At 66.1% G+C, this 15,572-nt stretch carries 15 protein-coding genes; 5 read left to right on the top strand and 10 right to left on the bottom strand.

What is annotated here, in order from left to right; translation table 11 throughout:
• Positions 1-61: 61 nt before the first annotated feature.
• From C2868_RS15000 to C2868_RS14990, 3 genes are all read right to left on the bottom strand, one after another.
• Positions 62-1,249, bottom strand: a complete 1,188-nt coding sequence (locus C2868_RS15000; RefSeq protein WP_157813855.1) for a sugar ABC transporter substrate-binding protein — start codon at positions 1,247-1,249, stop codon at positions 62-64.
• A gap of 78 nt (positions 1,250-1,327) precedes the next feature.
• Positions 1,328-2,332: an ABC transporter permease gene (locus C2868_RS14995; RefSeq protein WP_100809712.1), complete on the bottom strand. Its 1,005-nt coding sequence runs from the start codon at positions 2,330-2,332 to the stop codon at positions 1,328-1,330.
• 180 nt (positions 2,333-2,512) lie between these two features.
• Positions 2,513-2,800 (bottom strand): EthD family reductase, encoded by a 288-nt coding sequence (locus C2868_RS14990; RefSeq protein ID WP_157813854.1) that lies wholly within the window; start codon positions 2,798-2,800, stop codon positions 2,513-2,515.
• A 175-nt stretch (positions 2,801-2,975) separates the two neighbouring features.
• On the opposite strand from C2868_RS14990, the gene C2868_RS14985 reads away from it, so the two are divergent.
• From C2868_RS14985 to C2868_RS14975, 3 genes are all read left to right on the top strand, one after another.
• Positions 2,976-3,755: an SDR family NAD(P)-dependent oxidoreductase gene (locus C2868_RS14985; RefSeq protein ID WP_103663534.1), complete on the top strand. Its 780-nt coding sequence runs from the start codon at positions 2,976-2,978 to the stop codon at positions 3,753-3,755.
• Positions 3,755-4,624 carry a cyclase family protein gene (locus C2868_RS14980; RefSeq protein ID WP_100809709.1) on the top strand — a complete coding sequence of 290 codons (870 nt, stop codon included), beginning with the start codon at positions 3,755-3,757 and terminating at the stop codon, positions 4,622-4,624. The genes C2868_RS14985 and C2868_RS14980 overlap by 1 nt, the downstream gene beginning before the upstream one ends.
• 102 nt (positions 4,625-4,726) lie before the next feature.
• On the top strand, positions 4,727-5,911 hold the full coding sequence (locus C2868_RS14975) for an LLM class flavin-dependent oxidoreductase (RefSeq protein WP_100809708.1): 1,185 nt from the start codon (positions 4,727-4,729) through the stop codon (positions 5,909-5,911).
• Positions 5,912-5,994: 83 nt separating this feature from the next.
• On the opposite strand, the gene C2868_RS14970 is transcribed toward C2868_RS14975, so the two are convergent.
• Genes C2868_RS14970 through C2868_RS14960 form a run of 3 tightly spaced genes read right to left on the bottom strand, consistent with a single transcriptional unit; the run spans position 5,995 to position 8,792 of the window.
• Positions 5,995-6,852 carry an SMP-30/gluconolactonase/LRE family protein gene (locus C2868_RS14970; RefSeq protein ID WP_100809707.1) on the bottom strand — a complete coding sequence of 286 codons (858 nt, stop codon included), beginning with the start codon at positions 6,850-6,852 and terminating at the stop codon, positions 5,995-5,997.
• A gap of 2 nt (positions 6,853-6,854) precedes the next feature.
• Positions 6,855-7,715, bottom strand: a complete 861-nt coding sequence (locus C2868_RS14965; RefSeq protein ID WP_100809706.1) for an SDR family oxidoreductase — start codon at positions 7,713-7,715, stop codon at positions 6,855-6,857.
• A gap of 9 nt (positions 7,716-7,724) precedes the next feature.
• On the bottom strand, positions 7,725-8,792 hold the full coding sequence (locus C2868_RS14960; RefSeq protein ID WP_157813853.1) for an LLM class flavin-dependent oxidoreductase: 1,068 nt from the start codon (positions 8,790-8,792) through the stop codon (positions 7,725-7,727).
• A gap of 273 nt (positions 8,793-9,065) precedes the next feature.
• On the opposite strand from C2868_RS14960, the gene C2868_RS14955 reads away from it, so the two are divergent.
• Positions 9,066-9,599, top strand: coding sequence for a flavin reductase family protein (locus C2868_RS14955; protein ID WP_100809704.1), 534 nt, complete (start codon positions 9,066-9,068; stop codon positions 9,597-9,599).
• Between the two features lie 87 nt (positions 9,600-9,686).
• Positions 9,687-10,145 (top strand): GyrI-like domain-containing protein, encoded by a 459-nt coding sequence (locus C2868_RS14950; RefSeq protein ID WP_100809703.1) that lies wholly within the window; start codon positions 9,687-9,689, stop codon positions 10,143-10,145.
• A gap of 63 nt (positions 10,146-10,208) precedes the next feature.
• On the opposite strand, the gene C2868_RS14945 is transcribed toward C2868_RS14950, so the two are convergent.
• The 4 genes from C2868_RS14945 to C2868_RS14930 are packed head-to-tail and all read right to left on the bottom strand — an operon-like array spanning position 10,209 to position 15,464.
• Positions 10,209-12,182, bottom strand: a complete 1,974-nt coding sequence (locus tag C2868_RS14945; protein ID WP_232711084.1) for a glycogen debranching N-terminal domain-containing protein — start codon at positions 12,180-12,182, stop codon at positions 10,209-10,211.
• The gene (locus tag C2868_RS14940) at positions 12,179-13,084 is read right to left on the bottom strand and encodes a carbohydrate ABC transporter permease (protein ID WP_100809702.1); all 906 of its coding nucleotides are present in this window, start codon (positions 13,082-13,084) and stop codon (positions 12,179-12,181) included. Before C2868_RS14940 ends, C2868_RS14945 begins: the two co-directional genes overlap by 4 nt.
• Complete coding sequence (locus C2868_RS14935) at positions 13,081-14,214, bottom strand: carbohydrate ABC transporter permease (protein WP_100809701.1); 1,134 nt, start codon at positions 14,212-14,214, stop codon at positions 13,081-13,083. The genes C2868_RS14940 and C2868_RS14935 overlap by 4 nt, the downstream gene beginning before the upstream one ends.
• Before the next feature lie 2 nt (positions 14,215-14,216).
• The gene (locus tag C2868_RS14930) at positions 14,217-15,464 is read right to left on the bottom strand and encodes an extracellular solute-binding protein (protein ID WP_103663533.1); all 1,248 of its coding nucleotides are present in this window, start codon (positions 15,462-15,464) and stop codon (positions 14,217-14,219) included.
• Positions 15,465-15,572 lie beyond the last annotated feature (108 nt).

Raw genomic sequence — 15,572 nt, 5'->3', positions numbered from 1 at the left:
CCTCACCCTTTCCGACTAGGAGGTGCGCCGAGGGAGAACCTGTCTCCCTCGGCGCATCCGATCAGTACTCGGCTTTCCTGAAATCGGCGATGTTGTCCTTCGTCACCCACACCGGATCGGTGGTGTCGCCGACCGCGGGGCGGCCGTCGTTGAGGATGATGCGAGGAACGCTCTCCCCCTGCGAAGCGAGGATCAGCGAGGACATCGCGACGTACGCCGATGTGTAGGGGAAGTAGGGCTGAGTTGCTCGGACGGTGCCGGCGTCGACAGCGTCGAGAATCGCCTGGTTGGCACCGTAGTCATAGATCACGAGGTCGTCTCGACCCAGGCTCTTCGCGGCCTCGAGCGCACCCTCGGTGGTCTCGGAGAAGTCGGCGATCACGACGTTGACGTCGGGGTTTGCGGTGAGCAACGCCTCCGCCGCGGTGAGGCCGTACTGATAGGAGCCCTGCTCGTCTCGGGCAACCGCGACGATCTCCAGGTCGGACCCCGCGGATTGCTTCTGAAGCTCGCCCACCATCATGTCTGAGGCCGGCTGCCCGATGGGACCGGCGATGACGATCGCCTTCGACGGAGACTTCGTATCGGCGATCACGCGCTCCGCGAAGGTCCGGTATGCCGCAGCCGTTGCCGAGCCGAACACCCCGTTCATGTATCCGTCGGCCAGCATCTGGTCGTTCGGGAGGTTCGAGCCGTTGCAGTCGGAGACGTTGACGAGGGTCGTCACGATGCCGGCGGCGGCAGCCTCCTTGCCGAGGCACGAGCTGACGTTCATCATCTGCACCATCAGCAGCGGGTAATCCCCGCTGTTGATGATGGTCTCGATCTGATCGCGTTGCTTGCTGGCGTCGAAACCCGCGTCGAAGACGGTGAGGTCGTAGCCGTAGAAATCCGCTGCATCTTGCGCAGCCTTGACCGAAGTGGCGGTGAACGAGTTGCCCTGGCCCATGCTGGCAAAGGCCACCTTGGGTTTCGTTGCGGTGTCGATCTCGACGACCTGACCGCCGACGACCTCGATGGACACGGTGTCACCGTCTTTGGTGACCGGCACCATGCCGCCGACCGACGGCGCGGCGAATACGTCCCATGTGGGCTCACCGGCCGGGGAACCGGAGTTGCCGTCCCCCTGTTGTCCTCCCGAGGAGGGTGCGCACGCTGAGAACGCGAGCGCGGAAACCATGAGCATGGCGACCGCTGTGCCCTTCGCTACACGTCGTGTGCGGGGCGAGACCGATACGGAAAAAACCACGGTGACTCCAATCTTCGTTGATCTTCTTGTGGTGCAGGGTGTCGTGCGGGAGGAGGACGCTGGGAGGGGGTTCCGAGGTCAGGAGAATCGACGGGACCGCGCGTAGGAGTCGGCGGCAACGGCGAAGATCAGGACGAGCGCCTTGATGATGTCGGAGAAGGCCGAGGGCACCGCCAGCGAGTTGAAGATGTTGGAGAGTGTGGCGAAGACTGCCAGGCCGACGGCCGTGCGCCAGATCGCACCCTCACCCCCGAAGAGCGAGGTGCCGCCGATGACGACGATGGCGATCGCGTCGAGCGTCAGGCGCGCCTCGGTCTGGATCATCGTCGGGGTCACGGAGCCGACATTGGCGGCGAGGAAGACACCCGCCAGGCCGGCCAGACCGGCCGATACGAGGAAGGCAGTGATCCGCAGGCCGTTCACGCGGATCCCGGCGAGCCGAGAGGCCTCAAGATTTCCGCCGACGCTCAGGAGCGACCGACCGTACACCGTCGATCCGAGCACGATCTGCCCCAGAACGAATGCGAGGATCAGGACGAGCACCATGATCGAAGGTCCGAGAATGGAGGGCTCCGCCCAGAACCGTGCCTCGGAAACCACCCGCAGGTTCAGCGAGCCGAGAGCGAGCAGCACGATACCGCCGACCAATCCGGCTGTGGCGAGGGTCGCGATGAACGAACTCACCTTGACGTTCGCTACCAGAACCCCGTTGAGGAGTCCCACCGTGAGCGCCGCCAGGATCGCCGCAACGAGCGCGATCGGCCAGCCCATCGTGCTCGCCAGCGACGCGTAGATCGCAGCGCTCAGCACGTAGACGCTCACGACCGACAGGTCGAAGTTCCCGGTCACGATCACGAAGGTGGCCCCGATCGCGATCAACCCCAGGCCCGTGTTCTGACGGAGCATCAGCATCAGATTCTCGATGCTGAAGAAGTTCGGGTAGACGGCCACCGCGATGACCACGACGACCAACAGCACCAGCACCATCACGTACTTGAGCAGAAGTCCGAATCCATCGCGCCGCCTCGTGGAGTCGGCGAGCGATAGTTCGCCGCTCTCCGCCTGGACCTTGAGATCGGTCACGTCGTGCTCCTCGCCTCATGCGGTCACCTGAGGTGAGTAACCGCGCTGTTCGGCTAATCGAAGCGTACGTTCAGGATTTTGTCAATGTATGACCCATTATCGAAACGATTGGCGCCTTCTGTTCAGTAAACAAAGCAGGCTGGGCGTCGTCGCCCAGCCTGCATTCGCGAAGATTCATGCTCAGCGTCGAGTGACGCGGTAGCTCCTCACTCCCTTCGCCCGGAGGTTGGGCGAGTCCGCGATAGCAGCCTGACCCTCCGGCGAGGCCATGCCGCTGGTCGCACTTCCCTCGTCGTCGAAGGTCATGCGTACGACCATGAAGGTGTCGTCCTCATTCTCCGTCAGGCCCCAGACGAACTCCCGAAGTCCGGGAATCTTGCGACAGAGCACCGCGTGAACGCTTTCGTAGTGGTCTGTGAAGTGCTCGGGATCGTCCGGGCGATTGTAGAGAGCGTAGATGTCGAGCACAGCGGCCCCTCTCGGGAGGTGATTTGCGGTACGAAAACACGACAGGTCGATCCGTGAACAACACCCGGGTAGCGCCGCGCCTTCGCGTTCGATTACGCACTAATTTATAACAGTTGTATAGGTTTTTGACCAGTTTTGCGTTGACTCTGCTCCATCGCGTGGATACTCTCAACCCATGATCGCGAATGGACGACTCACTGATCGCGTTGCACTCGTGACGGGCGGCGGTGGCGGAATCGGTCGTGCCACGGCTCTCCGCCTGGCCGCGGAAGGCGCACACGTCGTCGTGGTCGATATCGATGCCGAGGGAGCGGCGGAGACGGCAAGCATGATCGGCACGCACGGCCACGCCGTGGGCGCCGATCTCGCCGACGTGGCGGAGGTGCAGCGTGTCATCCGATTCGTCGACGAGAATCTGGGACAGCTCAATGTTCTGTTCTGCAATGCCGGCGTGTCAGGCGCCGCGGGGCTCGATGTCGATCTCGCCGCCTTCGACGCCGTCGTCGATGTGAACCTCAAGGGCGCCTTCTTCCTCACCTCAGCCGCCATGCCCCTGCTCAAGCGCGCGGCACCCAAGGCTTCGATCATCTATACGAGTTCCGCCTCGGGCCTCATCGGCTCGCCGAGCGGTGTCCTGTACTCGATGAGCAAGGGCGGCGTGCAGCTGATGATGCGCAGCGTCGCCAAGATGTACGGACCCGACGGCGTCCGCGCAAACGCCGTGAACCCCGGCACGATCGTCACAAGAATGGCGCAGGTGACGGCCGACCCGAATCGGGTGGGTGTGAGCGACGAAGCGTTTCGTGCTCACGCGGAACGGACGGCGCAGAACACGCCGCTGCGGCGGGTGGGCACCCCTGAGGACGTCGCGGACGTGGTTCTCTTTCTGGCCTCGGACGAATCGAGCTTCGTGACCGGGGTCGGCATCCCGGTCGACGGGGGTGCGCTCGCGTAATGGGTCCTGACTCACGGGTAGGAGCGCCGGCGCGCTTCGGCCCCGAGAACGTCCTCCGGGGGCTCAAGGCCGCGCTCACCGGTGAAGTGATCTCTCTCGACCTGGAACTCGACGATCCACACCCTCCATTCGGCCGACCGAGATTCGAGCGATCCGTCCGGCTGCACAACGACATTCGCGACCTCGGAGACGGCCGGTACGCGGTCATCAACGACGACCAGGTCACGATCGCCCTGCAGGGCGGCTCGCAGTGGGATGCATTCGCGCATTTCGGGATGATCGATGACGGTCCCGCCTCGGTTTACCTCGACGGGCATGGTCTCGAGGAGACGTACCGGCGGCCGTCGCCCTCGCATCTGGGTATTCAGGCACTCGGACCCGCGATCATCACCCGCGGGGTGCTGCTCGATCTCGTCGCGGTCCTGGCGCCGGACGGAGTGTTCCTGCCGGGTGAGACCCGCGTCGACCGCCTTGCCGTCGAGGCGGCGATCGATGCCCAGAACGTCTCGATCCACCCGGGCGACGCAGTCCTGCTGTACACGGGCTACCAGAACCGACGCGACGCACTCGGCGGGAAGCATCCGTCCGATTCAGCGGGTGCCGATGCGAGCACAGTGGCTCTGTGGGAGTTGCTCGACCCGCTCGCGCTGATCGCCGACAACCCGGCCTTCGAGGCGGTCCCCATCGACTACGCCGTACACGACGCAGCCCTCCGACGTCTCGGGATCCCCCTCGGCGAGCTCTGGGCGTTGCGGGAACTGGCTCTCGCCTGCCGCGCCGACGGGCGATACGACTTCCTCCTCGCGAGCGTCCCGCTGCGAATCCACGGAGCATTCGGGTCCACTGCGAACGCGGTAGCTGTGCGTTGATGCGCGCGTCCATCAGGGAAGAGACCAACTCGGCCGACGTATCGCCGGCCCGATGACACGTCTGCCGGCCACGGCGGCCGGCATCACAGACAGGAGTAACTCATGAGCTCGTACACAGGTCCACGCCTCCGCTTCGGGACCTTCCTCTCCCCGTACCACCGCGTCGGCACGAACCCGACGCTCGCGTTCGAGCGCAACCTGCAGCTGATCACATACCTCGAGGAGTTCGGCTACGACGAAGCGTGGATCGGCGAACACCACTCCGGCGGACTGAGCTTGAACGCCTCACCGGAGGTCTTCATCGCGGCCGCGGCCGAACGCACGTCGCGCATCCGACTCGGCACGGGTGTCGCTTCGCTTCCTTATCACAACCCGTTCCACACGGCAGCGCGCATCCGCCAGCTCGATCACATGACCCGAGGCAGGACGATGCTCGGTGTCGGGCCCGGACAGTTGGTGAAGGATGCCGAGATGATCGGCATCGACTCATCCCTCCTGCGCGTACGCATGGAAGAGGCCCTGAACGTCATCCTGCCGCTCTTGCGCGGAGAGACCGTGACCGCGAAGACCGACTGGTTCGAGTTGCGAGACGCCGTACTGCAGCTTCCCGCATATTCCGATGTCGAGGTGGCCGTGACCGCGGTGGTATCCCCGGCGGGTCCGCGCCTGGCGGGCCGGAACGGCATCAGCCTCCTCTCCGTCGCCGCTACCAATCCGCAGGGCATCGAGAAGCTCGCCGAGCACTGGGAGATCGTTCAGGCCGAAGCGGCCACCTTCGGGCAGAACGTTTCGAAGGCGACCTGGCGACTGATGGGTCCTATGCACGTCGCCGACAGCGTGGAGCAGGCCGCGAAGGACATGGAATACGGCCTGCACGCCATCTTCAGCTACTTCAACAAGGTCACCCCTGGTCAGCCCGCGTTCGACACCACCCGCGAATTCGTCGATTTCATCAACGATTCGGGATACGGCGTCATCGGCACCCCCGAGATGGCCCGACAGCAGTTGCTGCGGCTGACCGAGAAGTCCGGCGGCTTCGGCACGTACCTCTTCATGGGCGCCGACTTCGCCGATCCGGTGGCGACGCGGCGGAGCTACCAGATCTTCGCCGAGGAGGTGATGCCCGAATTCCAGGGCCAGAGCCAAGCCTCCGAACGTTCGTGGGCAGAGCTGGTCGGCTCCGATTTTCGGACCGCCAAGGCCACGGGTGCGGCACAGGCGGCAGCCGCCGAGCGGTATCGGAATGAACGCGCGTCCCGGGAGGCCGCCGCGTCAGCGCCGGTCTGAGACGACAAGACGCCCGCGTCGCGGCCTGGAAGCCGGTTCGCGGGCGTCTCTTCCGTGTCTCGGAACTCAAATGCTCGAGTGGCTCACGGCCACCCGGCACCGGGAACATCCACCTCTGTGACCTCGATCAGGCCGCCGCTGGATTTTCCGGCAAGCATCTCTTCTTTCGTCGTGTCTGCGGTCGCCAGGTACAGCGTCGTGCCAGCGGCACCGCCGAGCATGGGCGCCATCGCGAACTTCCCGACCGGAAGCCGCTCGACGATCTCTCCGCCTTCTCGGACGCGCAAGAACTCGTTGGTGTAGACGGAACCGGTCCAGATCATCCCCTCAGCGTCGAGGCAGATTCCGTCGGGTGTGGTGCCGGGCAGACTTGCCCAGATACGCGCCCCGGAAAGCGTGCCGTCGGCCGCGAGGTCGTAGGCGGTGATCTTCTCGCCATCGAGCTCCGCGGCAATGAGGGTCGAGCGATCCGGGGTGATCACCATGCCGTTTACGTACGCCAGTCCGTCGGCCACGAGTTGCGCGTCCCCGCCTGGCTCAACCAGCACGATCCCCGTGCTGTCCTGGTTCGGGCCTACCCCGTAGACGCCGATGTAGGCGCGACCATCAGGATCCACGACCATGTCATTGAGCATGAAACCGCCGAAGTTCGCCGCACTCCCCGCGGCGAGCGCGCTGAGGTCAGCCACCGTCTCGGGGCCCTCGGTCGTGTTTCGAATGAGCACGCCGTCCCGCATCGACGCGATCAGCGCTCTGCCCTGTGGATCGAAACCGAGTCCGGAGGGCAATCCCTCGACGTGCAACACCTCGGTGAGGTGCCCGTCGTCGCGGCACGTGAACAGCGTCTTGCCGTAGATGTCCGAGAACCACAGCATGCCGTCGTGCCAGCGGGGGCTCTCCGGGAAGTTGAGACCGCGGACGATGGTCCTTATTGTTCGCATGACTATTCCTTCGTGATCGTATTCGACGGCTTCTGGGGGACGACGCGGTCGTGGTCGCGATGCCGCGGGAGGGCGACTCCGGTCAGAGCCTCATGGCCGCTGTCGACGAACACCGTCTGGCCTGTTAGCGAGCGGTTGTCCGGTCCGACCAGCCAGGCCAGGAGGCTGCCGACCGTGCCGGGCAGACCGAACCCGGCCGGGTGCGGGATCCGCGCCAGTGCGTTCGATCGCGACTCCTCGCTGGTCAGCGTGTGCGCGGCCCCGGGCGTCATGACGATCCCCGGCGCGACGGCGTTCAGCATGATGCCCGCGCCGGCCCATTCAGACGTCACCGCCGTCGCGCGCACCCAGCGACTGAGCGCCCGTTTGGTGCCCTCGTAGGCGTAGATCAGGGCCGACGAAGCCTCCGCGATCGCGACGGCACGATCGCGGTCGCCGGCCAGCAGGGCTTCCACGAGCGCATCGTCATCCGCGATACGAAGCATCGCGATCGAGGAGACCACCGCGACGCCTGGCGTCCGGCTGCTCTTCAGCAGCGGGTAGAGGAGGTCGACGACGTCCCGCGTGCCGAAGTAGTTGACACCGATGATGAGCGCATCCGGGTTCACATCTCCGGCCACGCCAGCCGAAGTCACGAGCCCGTCGATCCGGTCCGTCAGCTCCCGCACACGCTCTGCCATCTCTTGGCACCCCGCGCGCGTCGACAGATCCGCGACCACGTCGGCATCCGCTCGGTCCACCGTGATGACGCGGTCTCCACGCGCCGCCGCCGCCTCGGCAGCAGCACGCCCGATCCCGGACGCCCCGCCTGTCACGACCGTGACGCGGGCCTGCTCCAAGGAGTCGTTCTTCTCGGAACCCATCGTCGCTCCTCAGAAGTCGCGGATGGCGGGAAGGACTTCGCGCGCGAGCAGCTTCATGCTGTGGTCGACCAGGTCGTACGGGATACCACCCCAGGTCAGTGTGAACTGCATGTCGAACGTGTCCTTGCCGAGCACCTCGACCCGCTCCTTGATCTTCGCGATCACCTGTTCGGGCGTTCCCGTCGCCTGAATGGCGTTGTAGCCGCGAACGTAGTCTTCGAGGCTCGTCTCACGCACGTACTTCGCCGACTCGGCATAGCTCTCATACCCCTTCGTCTTGCCGAAGTGATCGCCGTCGTAGGAGTAGTGATTGCGGAAGGACGAATACTGCTTGGTCTGATGCCGTTCGAGCACCTCCGCGGCGAACTCCGCGTCTTCGTGGCAGAAGCTGATGTCGCTGAAGATCGCCGGCGGCGCCTTGCGACCGTGCTTGTCTTCGAAGCTCTCTCGGTACGCGGCGATCGTCTTCGCCTCCTCTTCGAGGGGTTTCGAGGGGAAAAGCAGGATCGGCAGGCCCACCTCGGCCGCGGCCCGCGCGGAGTCCGGCGACATGGCGACCATGAACATGCGGTCCGTGAACGAGCGGGACGGGCGGGGTCGCAGTTCGGTCGCCGGTTGTGGGTAGTACTTGCCGTCGCCCTCCATGATGCCGGTATCCAGTGCCCGCATGATCATCGCGAGGCTCTCGTCGAAGCGCTCGCGCGATTCGTCCATGTCGGTGCGGAAGCCGTCGTACTCCATCTTGGCCAGACCGCGGCCCACTCCGAACCGCAGCCGACCACCGCTCATCTCGTCGAGCAGGATGACCCGCTCGGCCACGCGGAGAGGATCGTGCCAGGGCAGGATGACCGCGCCGGTCTGCAGCCCGATACGGCTCGTCTTGCCCGCCAGGTAGGCCAGGATCTGCATGTTGTCGGGCGACATCGAGTACGAGTCGAAGTGATGCTCGACCACCGAGACCCAGTCGAACCCGAGTTCTTCGGCCAGCACGCCGTGGCGCAGGTCTCCCTCGATGACCGCTCGATCGGTCAAGTCCTCATGCAGATTCTGAAAGAAGATCGATACGCCGGCTCTCATTGAACTCTCCTCCATTGGATGTTTTTCGTTTCCAGCAGCGGGCGCGCCATTGTCGCACCGCCGTCTGGAACGTCTCTCGAGCACCACACACCCTAAACGCATTGCGCCACACCGTGTCGTGCACTTCCGATAGTAGCGGGTTTATCCGAACATGTAACCCATAAATATGAACGCTCGGGCTGTTTTTCGTCATATCTCCTGTGTTAGCCTCCAGCACGAAAGCTCGCGATCGTTCCGTCGCGGGTGACCCGAAGAGCTGTTCAAGGAGTGGCGATGACGACAACTTCCTCATCGGGCGACGACTGGCTCGCCGCCGACGACTTCAAGTCCGCCTTCCGTAATCACCCCGCCGGAGTCGCCGTGATCACCGCCGACGTCGGGGACGGTCCGGTTGCCCTCACCGCCACCAGCGTGTTCTCCGTGAGCGTCACACCACCACTGCTGGTCTTCTCGATCTCGGAGTTGTCCTCCTCTACGCCCACCCTGCGCAGGGCCGACACCGTCGTGGTCCACCTGTTGGCGGCAGACCAGCTCGCGATTGCCAAGCTGGGCGCGACGAGCGGAATCGACCGCTTCGCCGACACAACGCTCTGGGCGCGACTGCCCACCGGAGAGCCGTACTTCCCGGCAGCGCACGCATGGATCCGGGGACGTGTGGTGAACAAGATGGAGGCGGGCGGCTCAACCGTGGTGGCCGCGCTCGCGCTTGAGTCGGAAGCGGCCGACCCGGGCGACTCGGCGAGTCAGCCGCTGGTCTACCACAACCGCGAGTGGCACCGGCTGACGGATCAGTCGAAGATCGCCTGATCCTCGAGAGTTCGTCGTGGACCGCGGGCGAACGGCGCGGGACCTTCGGCCCTGGCATGCGCCGCCCTGACCTACGAGTCTCGAAAGATGACAACCATCACTGTCGTCGACCGTCCTGAACAACTCACTGCGGGCGTCCGAGAGCGGGTGCCGATGTCCGAACTGACGCAGTTCTTCTCCCGCGCGTTCGAGCACACCATGAAGGCGCTCGAAGCTCAGGGCATCCACCCCAGCGGAGCGCCGTTCGGCAAGTACTACGGCCAGCCGGGCGAGACCGTGGATGTCGAAGCCGGTTTCCCTGTCGCCTCGGTGATCGCGTCGGTCGGTGACGTGAAGCCGGGCATGCTGCCGGGCGGGAGGACCGTCGAGGCGGTGCACGTCGGCCCGTTCGACACCATGGAGCGCACGTACGCCGAGTTGCAGCGCTACTTCACCGACACGCACCTCGACGTCGGCGACGTGATGTGGGAGAGCTACCTCACGGATCCGGAAGTCGAGCCCGATGCGACGAAGTGGCGCACGCAGATCTGCTGGCCCGTCCGCTGAGAGGCGGGTATGCGGCCCCGCCCGCCACCCCCGACGCATCTGCTCACCCGACCGACGAGCCCGTCAGCCCGCGAAGACTCCCGGAACGGCCCCTCGGGACACCTGCGCCGCGACGACGGCGGCGGCCGCGGACCAGGCCTGCGGGCGACACGCCGCGGGATACGGGGTCGGTGTACGCGTCTCCGAACGGGGGTCGCCGCTGTGCAACTCCGGCATCCGGAACCGGAAGGCCTCGGCCGCCTCGAGCAATCCGTCGACGACCGTCGCAGCGGCCTCCCCCAGGCCCGCACGCGCCATGCCGTGCGCGACGATCGCGGAGTCGTGGGTCCACACGCTGCCGCCGTGATAGCTGAGGGGCCAATACCCCGCGGCATCCGTCGACATCGTCCGCACCCCGAATCCCGACAGCATGCTCGGCCCGAGCAGGAGTTCTGCCACCGCGCGCTCGTCGGCCGGATCAAGAATGCCGGTGCCGAGCAGGTGGCCGATGTTGCTCGTCAGGGTATCGACCGGACGTTTGTGCGCATCGAGCGCGACGGCGGGATACCGCCCCTCCGGGGTCTCCACCCAGAACGACTCGGCGAAGCGCTCCCTCAGCCCCGCGGCCCAGGACCGCAGCTCGTCATATCCGGACTCGCCGAGGCGCTCGAGGATGGATGCGCCGGCGAGCGCGGCCTCGTACGCGTACCCCTGCACCTCGCACAGGGCTATCGGCCCCTCCGCGAGCTCTCCCGTGCGCCACTGGATCGAATCCCCCGAGTCCTTCCACCCCTGGTTCGCGAGACCGTGGCCGGACTCGTCGACGTAGTCGATGAACCCGTCGCCGTCGCTGTCGCCGTGATCGACGAGCCAACCGAGCGCGGATCGCAGCGCGGGCACGAGGGCGCGCACCTCGCCGTCGGGCATGCCCCACGCCCAGGCATCCGAGAGGAGGCACACCCATAGCGCGGTCGCATCGACCGTGCCGAAATACACCGGGGGCAGAACGATGCCCTCTCCCGGCATCTCGAGGGGCGTCGCCCGCAGCTCGTGCAGGATCTTGCCCGGCTGCTCGGCCGTCGCAGCATGGGTGTCCTCGCCCTGCATCCGGGCGAGGACGCGAAGCGTGGATGCCGCGATCCGCGTGTCGACGGGCAGGGCGAGCCGCGCGGCCCACAGCGAATCACGCCCGAAGAGGGTGAAGAACCACGGGGCGCCGGCCGCGTAGAACTCGTCGTGCGGATGATCGGGGAGAGCGAGCCGCAGCGCATCGAGATCGCCCAGGGCCGCGTCGAGCCAGCGCTCGACACGGGGGTCCACCCCGCGGCCGTCGTGCGTGCCCGCGGGCGACACGGGGCGCCACTCGATGGCGCTCGCGGCACCCTGCACCACGAGCGTCGGGTCCTCGAGCGCGACGGACCACGCGACCTCCACCGTGCCGCGCGCGGGAATCCGCACGCTCCACACGAGCGTGATCGCATCGTCAGTGACCTCGACGGATGCCTCGGGCGCGGTCACCGCGAAGGACTGGTCCATCGACGACACGGTGACGACGGGGGCCGCGCCCCGGGCGGTCCCTTGCTCGGCGGACCATGCGCGCGGCCCGGCCATGCCGCCCTTGACATCGTGGAGAGAGGCGAACTCGGGCACGAGCCGCACGCGCAGCACGGTCTCGATCGGGTGCCCGACGTGAGAGCGCAGCGAGATCGTCTCGTGCACGCTTCCCGCCTCCACGATCCGGTCGCGGACCACCCTCACCTTCGGGTCGGGTGTGGGGTCGTCCAAGCGCCGCATGATCCCGCCGAACAAGGCGCGCGAGGCACTCTCCGGGGATGCGGAGATCCACTCCGGCCTCGCGCCGTCGTATGTCAGGGATGCCTCCCGCAAGTACCGCACGTCTCCGTGGAACACCCCGTCGATCGCACGATCGGGATCGTCTGCGCGAACATCCCCGTCGCGTCCCGACCACACCTGGGTCGGGGCGCGCAGGACGATCAGGGCGTCGCTGATGAGTGGCTGCACGGGGGGCGCGTCGATGGACATGCGGGCATCGGTCATCCCTTTACTGCTCCTTCTGTGGTGTTCATGATGCGTTTCTGGAAGACGAAGAACACGATCGCGACGGGAATCGTCATGATCGCCGCGGCGGCGAGCTTGACCGGGTACTGACTGCCCTGGCTCAGCTGCCCCGAGGCGAGGGACGCCACGCCCTTCGTGAGCGTCGTCAGGTCTGGAGACTGGGTCGCGACGATGAAGTGGCTGAGCTCGTTCCACGATCCCTGGAAGGACAGGATGACGATCGTGATCAGCGCGGGGCGCGCCATCGGCAGCACGATCGACCAGAACACGCGGAACGGGCCCGCGCCGTCGATGCGGGCCTGCTCCTCGACCGAGGACGGGATCGATTCGAAGAAGTTCTTCATGATGAAGACCCCGGCGGCATCCACCAGCAGTGGCAGGATCATGCCCGCGTAGGTGTCGTAGAGGCCGATCTGGTTGAGCACGAGGAACTTGGGGATCAGGAGCACGACCCCCGGCACGGCCATGACCGCCACCACGAGCGCGAAGATCACGGTGCGCCCCCGGAACTGCAGCCGCGCCAGCGCATACCCCGCGAGGGATACGAAGAACACGCGCCCGAGCGTGACGGTGACGGTGACGATCGCGCTGTTCATGAACCAGAGCGGAAAGTCGCTGCGGGTGAACAGCAGGTCGTACGCCGCCAGCGACCAGATGCTCGGGATCAGCGAGATCGGGTCCGAGGCCGCCTCGGCATCCGTCTTGAACGAGGTCGCGACCTGCACGAGGAACGGATAGACGTACACGAGCGCGAGGGCGGCCAGCAGGGCGTAGAGCGCGAGCTGGGCCGCGATCACGCGCCCGCCGTAGCGCCGCACGCGGCGACGGGCGGGCCGGTCCTGGATCAGGACCTCGGCTTCAGCGAGGGCGGTGTCGGTCATAGCTTCGTCCCTTTGGGCTGATACTGCGCGGCGCGACGCTTCGTCCCTTTGGGCTGATACTGCGCGGCGCGACGCTTCGATACCGGGCGCTCACGCAGGACCCAGCGCTGCAGGATCGTGAACGCGATGATGATGACGAAGAGGATGAACGCGATCGCCGCGCCCTCTCCCCAGTCCTGACCGATGAATGCCGAGTCGTACGAGAGGTACGCCGGGGTCAGCGTCGTCTTCGCCGGTCCGCCCTGGGTTCCGGTGTAGATCTGGTCGAAGACCTGCCAGCAGCCGATCAATCCCAGCGTCAGCACGGTGAACAGCGTCGGACGCAACTGCGGCAGCGTGATGAGACGGAACCGCTGCCACCCGCTCGCGCCGTCCATCATGCCTGCCTCGCCGAGTTCCGTCCCGATGTTCTGCAACGCCGCGACGAAGAGAAGCATGAACGTGCCGCTCGTGGTGAAGACGGCCATCAGGATGAAGGCGCTCATCGCCACCGATGGACCGGAGAGCCATTCCCAGGCGCTGATGCCGAGGAACGAGCCCGAGGCGAGGAAATCGGGTCCCTCCTGCACGCCGACGGCTCCCAGCGCCACGTGGACGATCCCCCGCGGGTCGCTGAACCAGTTCGGACCCGAGATGCCGACCCACGAGAGCACCTGGTTGACGACCCCGGTCGTGGAGAACAGGAAGAGCCACAGGACCGTTATCGCGACGGAGCTCGTCATGGAGGGGAAGTAGAAGGCCGTGCGGAAGAAGCCGCGGCCGCGGAGGATCGCGCGGCTGACGAGCACCGCGAGGAACAACGACAGGATCGTCTGGAGCGGCACCACCAGCAGCACGTACCAGGCGTTGTTGCGCATCGCGATGCCGAAGTCCCGCTCGGCGAGACCGCCGCCGCTCGTGACGGCCGCGTAGTTGTCCAAGCCCACGAAGCCGACATCGCCGGAGAGGGGACTCCCCCTTCCCGTCCAGTCGGAGAAGCTCACCCAGAGCGCCATCAGCACCGGGACGAGCAGGAAGACGCCCAGGATGACGATCACGGGGGCCGTGAAGATCCATCCGGCGGCGGCCTCGCCGCGCCGGATCCCCGACCTGCGGGATCCGGCGCGGGAGGCGGTGACCCGAGTGGTCATGGTCAGCCGACCACGGCCTCGAGGTTCCCCTGCACGGAGTCGAGAATCGACGCGGGGTCACCCGTCTTCAGCGACTCCAGCTGGGCGTTGAAGTCCGCGATCACGTCGCTCGCGCCGTCGCTGTTCGGCGGGAACTGGGCATACTCCGCGCCGTTCAAGAACGCTGCCAGGTCGGGATTGGCTTCCGTCCAGGCATCCGCTGCCGACATGACGGATGGCATCGGACCGAACGCGTCGGAGAAGGCCAGTTGCTGATCCGCGGTCGTCAGGTGCTCGACGAGGTCGAGCGCCGCTTCCTGGTTGGGGCTGTCCGCCGACATTCCCCAGCAGTTCGTGAACTGCAGAGTTCCCTTGCCCGACGGGCCCGCCGGCAGCTCCGCAACGACGTACTCGACGTCGGGGAAGTCGTTGCTCATCGCCCCGCCGATCCAGTTGCCCTCGATGACCATGGCCGCCAGTCCCTTGCCAAAGGCCTCGCCGCCCCAGCCCGCGCCGAGATCCGACGCGTAGGCGAAGGTGCCCGCCTCGAGGCCCGCCTTGACGTACTCGAGCGCCTCGACGTTCTGGGAGCTGTTCGCCACGGCTTCCCCGTCGACCACGAGGCCGCCGCCGGCCTGAGCCATGAATGTGCCGATGCGCTGGTACTCCGTACCGAAGGCGAGGCCGGCCGTGCCACCCGAGCTCAGGGTCGCCGCCACCGCGTCGAGCTCTTCCCACGTCGTGGGGATGTCGGCATCCGTCAGTCCCGCCGCGGCCCACAGCTCGGTGTTGATGACGAGCGCGAGGGTGGAGAAGTCCTTGGGCGCACAGTAGAACTCGCCGTCCACCGTGAAGTTCTCGACGAGCGAGGGGTAGAAGTCGTCTTTGTTCGAGAGCAGATCGCCGTAGGGCATGAGCGAGCCGTTTCCCGCGTAGCCCGCGATCTGATCCGTCGACAGGTAGAACAGGTCGGGCGGGGACCCGGCAGCGAATCCCTGCGAGAGCTGCTGCGCGAGGTCGTTCGCGACCTGCACCGTCGCATCCACGCCGGATTCGGCGGACCAGGCCGCGACGGCCTCTTCGACGGCGACGGTCTCGGCCTCGCCGCTGGAGCCGATGAGGATCGTGAGGGCGTCGTCCGAGGACGTGAGTTCACCGTCGACGCCGGATGGATCGTCGAAGCTCGAGCCGCCGCATCCCGTGAGCGCGAGCGCGCCGACGAGGACGAACGCTCCCGCCCCGATGACGTTCCGGATGGTGTGCCGTGTCATGTCTCTCTCCTTTGATGAGGTCACGAGGGCCTCCCGCAGTGAGGCCGGAGGGACAAGTTTGAACGATCAAATTTGCCCGCTAAGAGCACGCTATGAGGGCATGACGAT

It is taken from the genome of Microbacterium sp. CJ77 (genome assembly GCF_002911615.1).
Classification (GTDB): domain Bacteria; phylum Actinomycetota; class Actinomycetes; order Actinomycetales; family Microbacteriaceae; genus Microbacterium.
The sequence above is the reverse complement of the archived record's forward strand: the minus strand, read 5'-3'. Positions and strand labels throughout refer to the sequence as shown.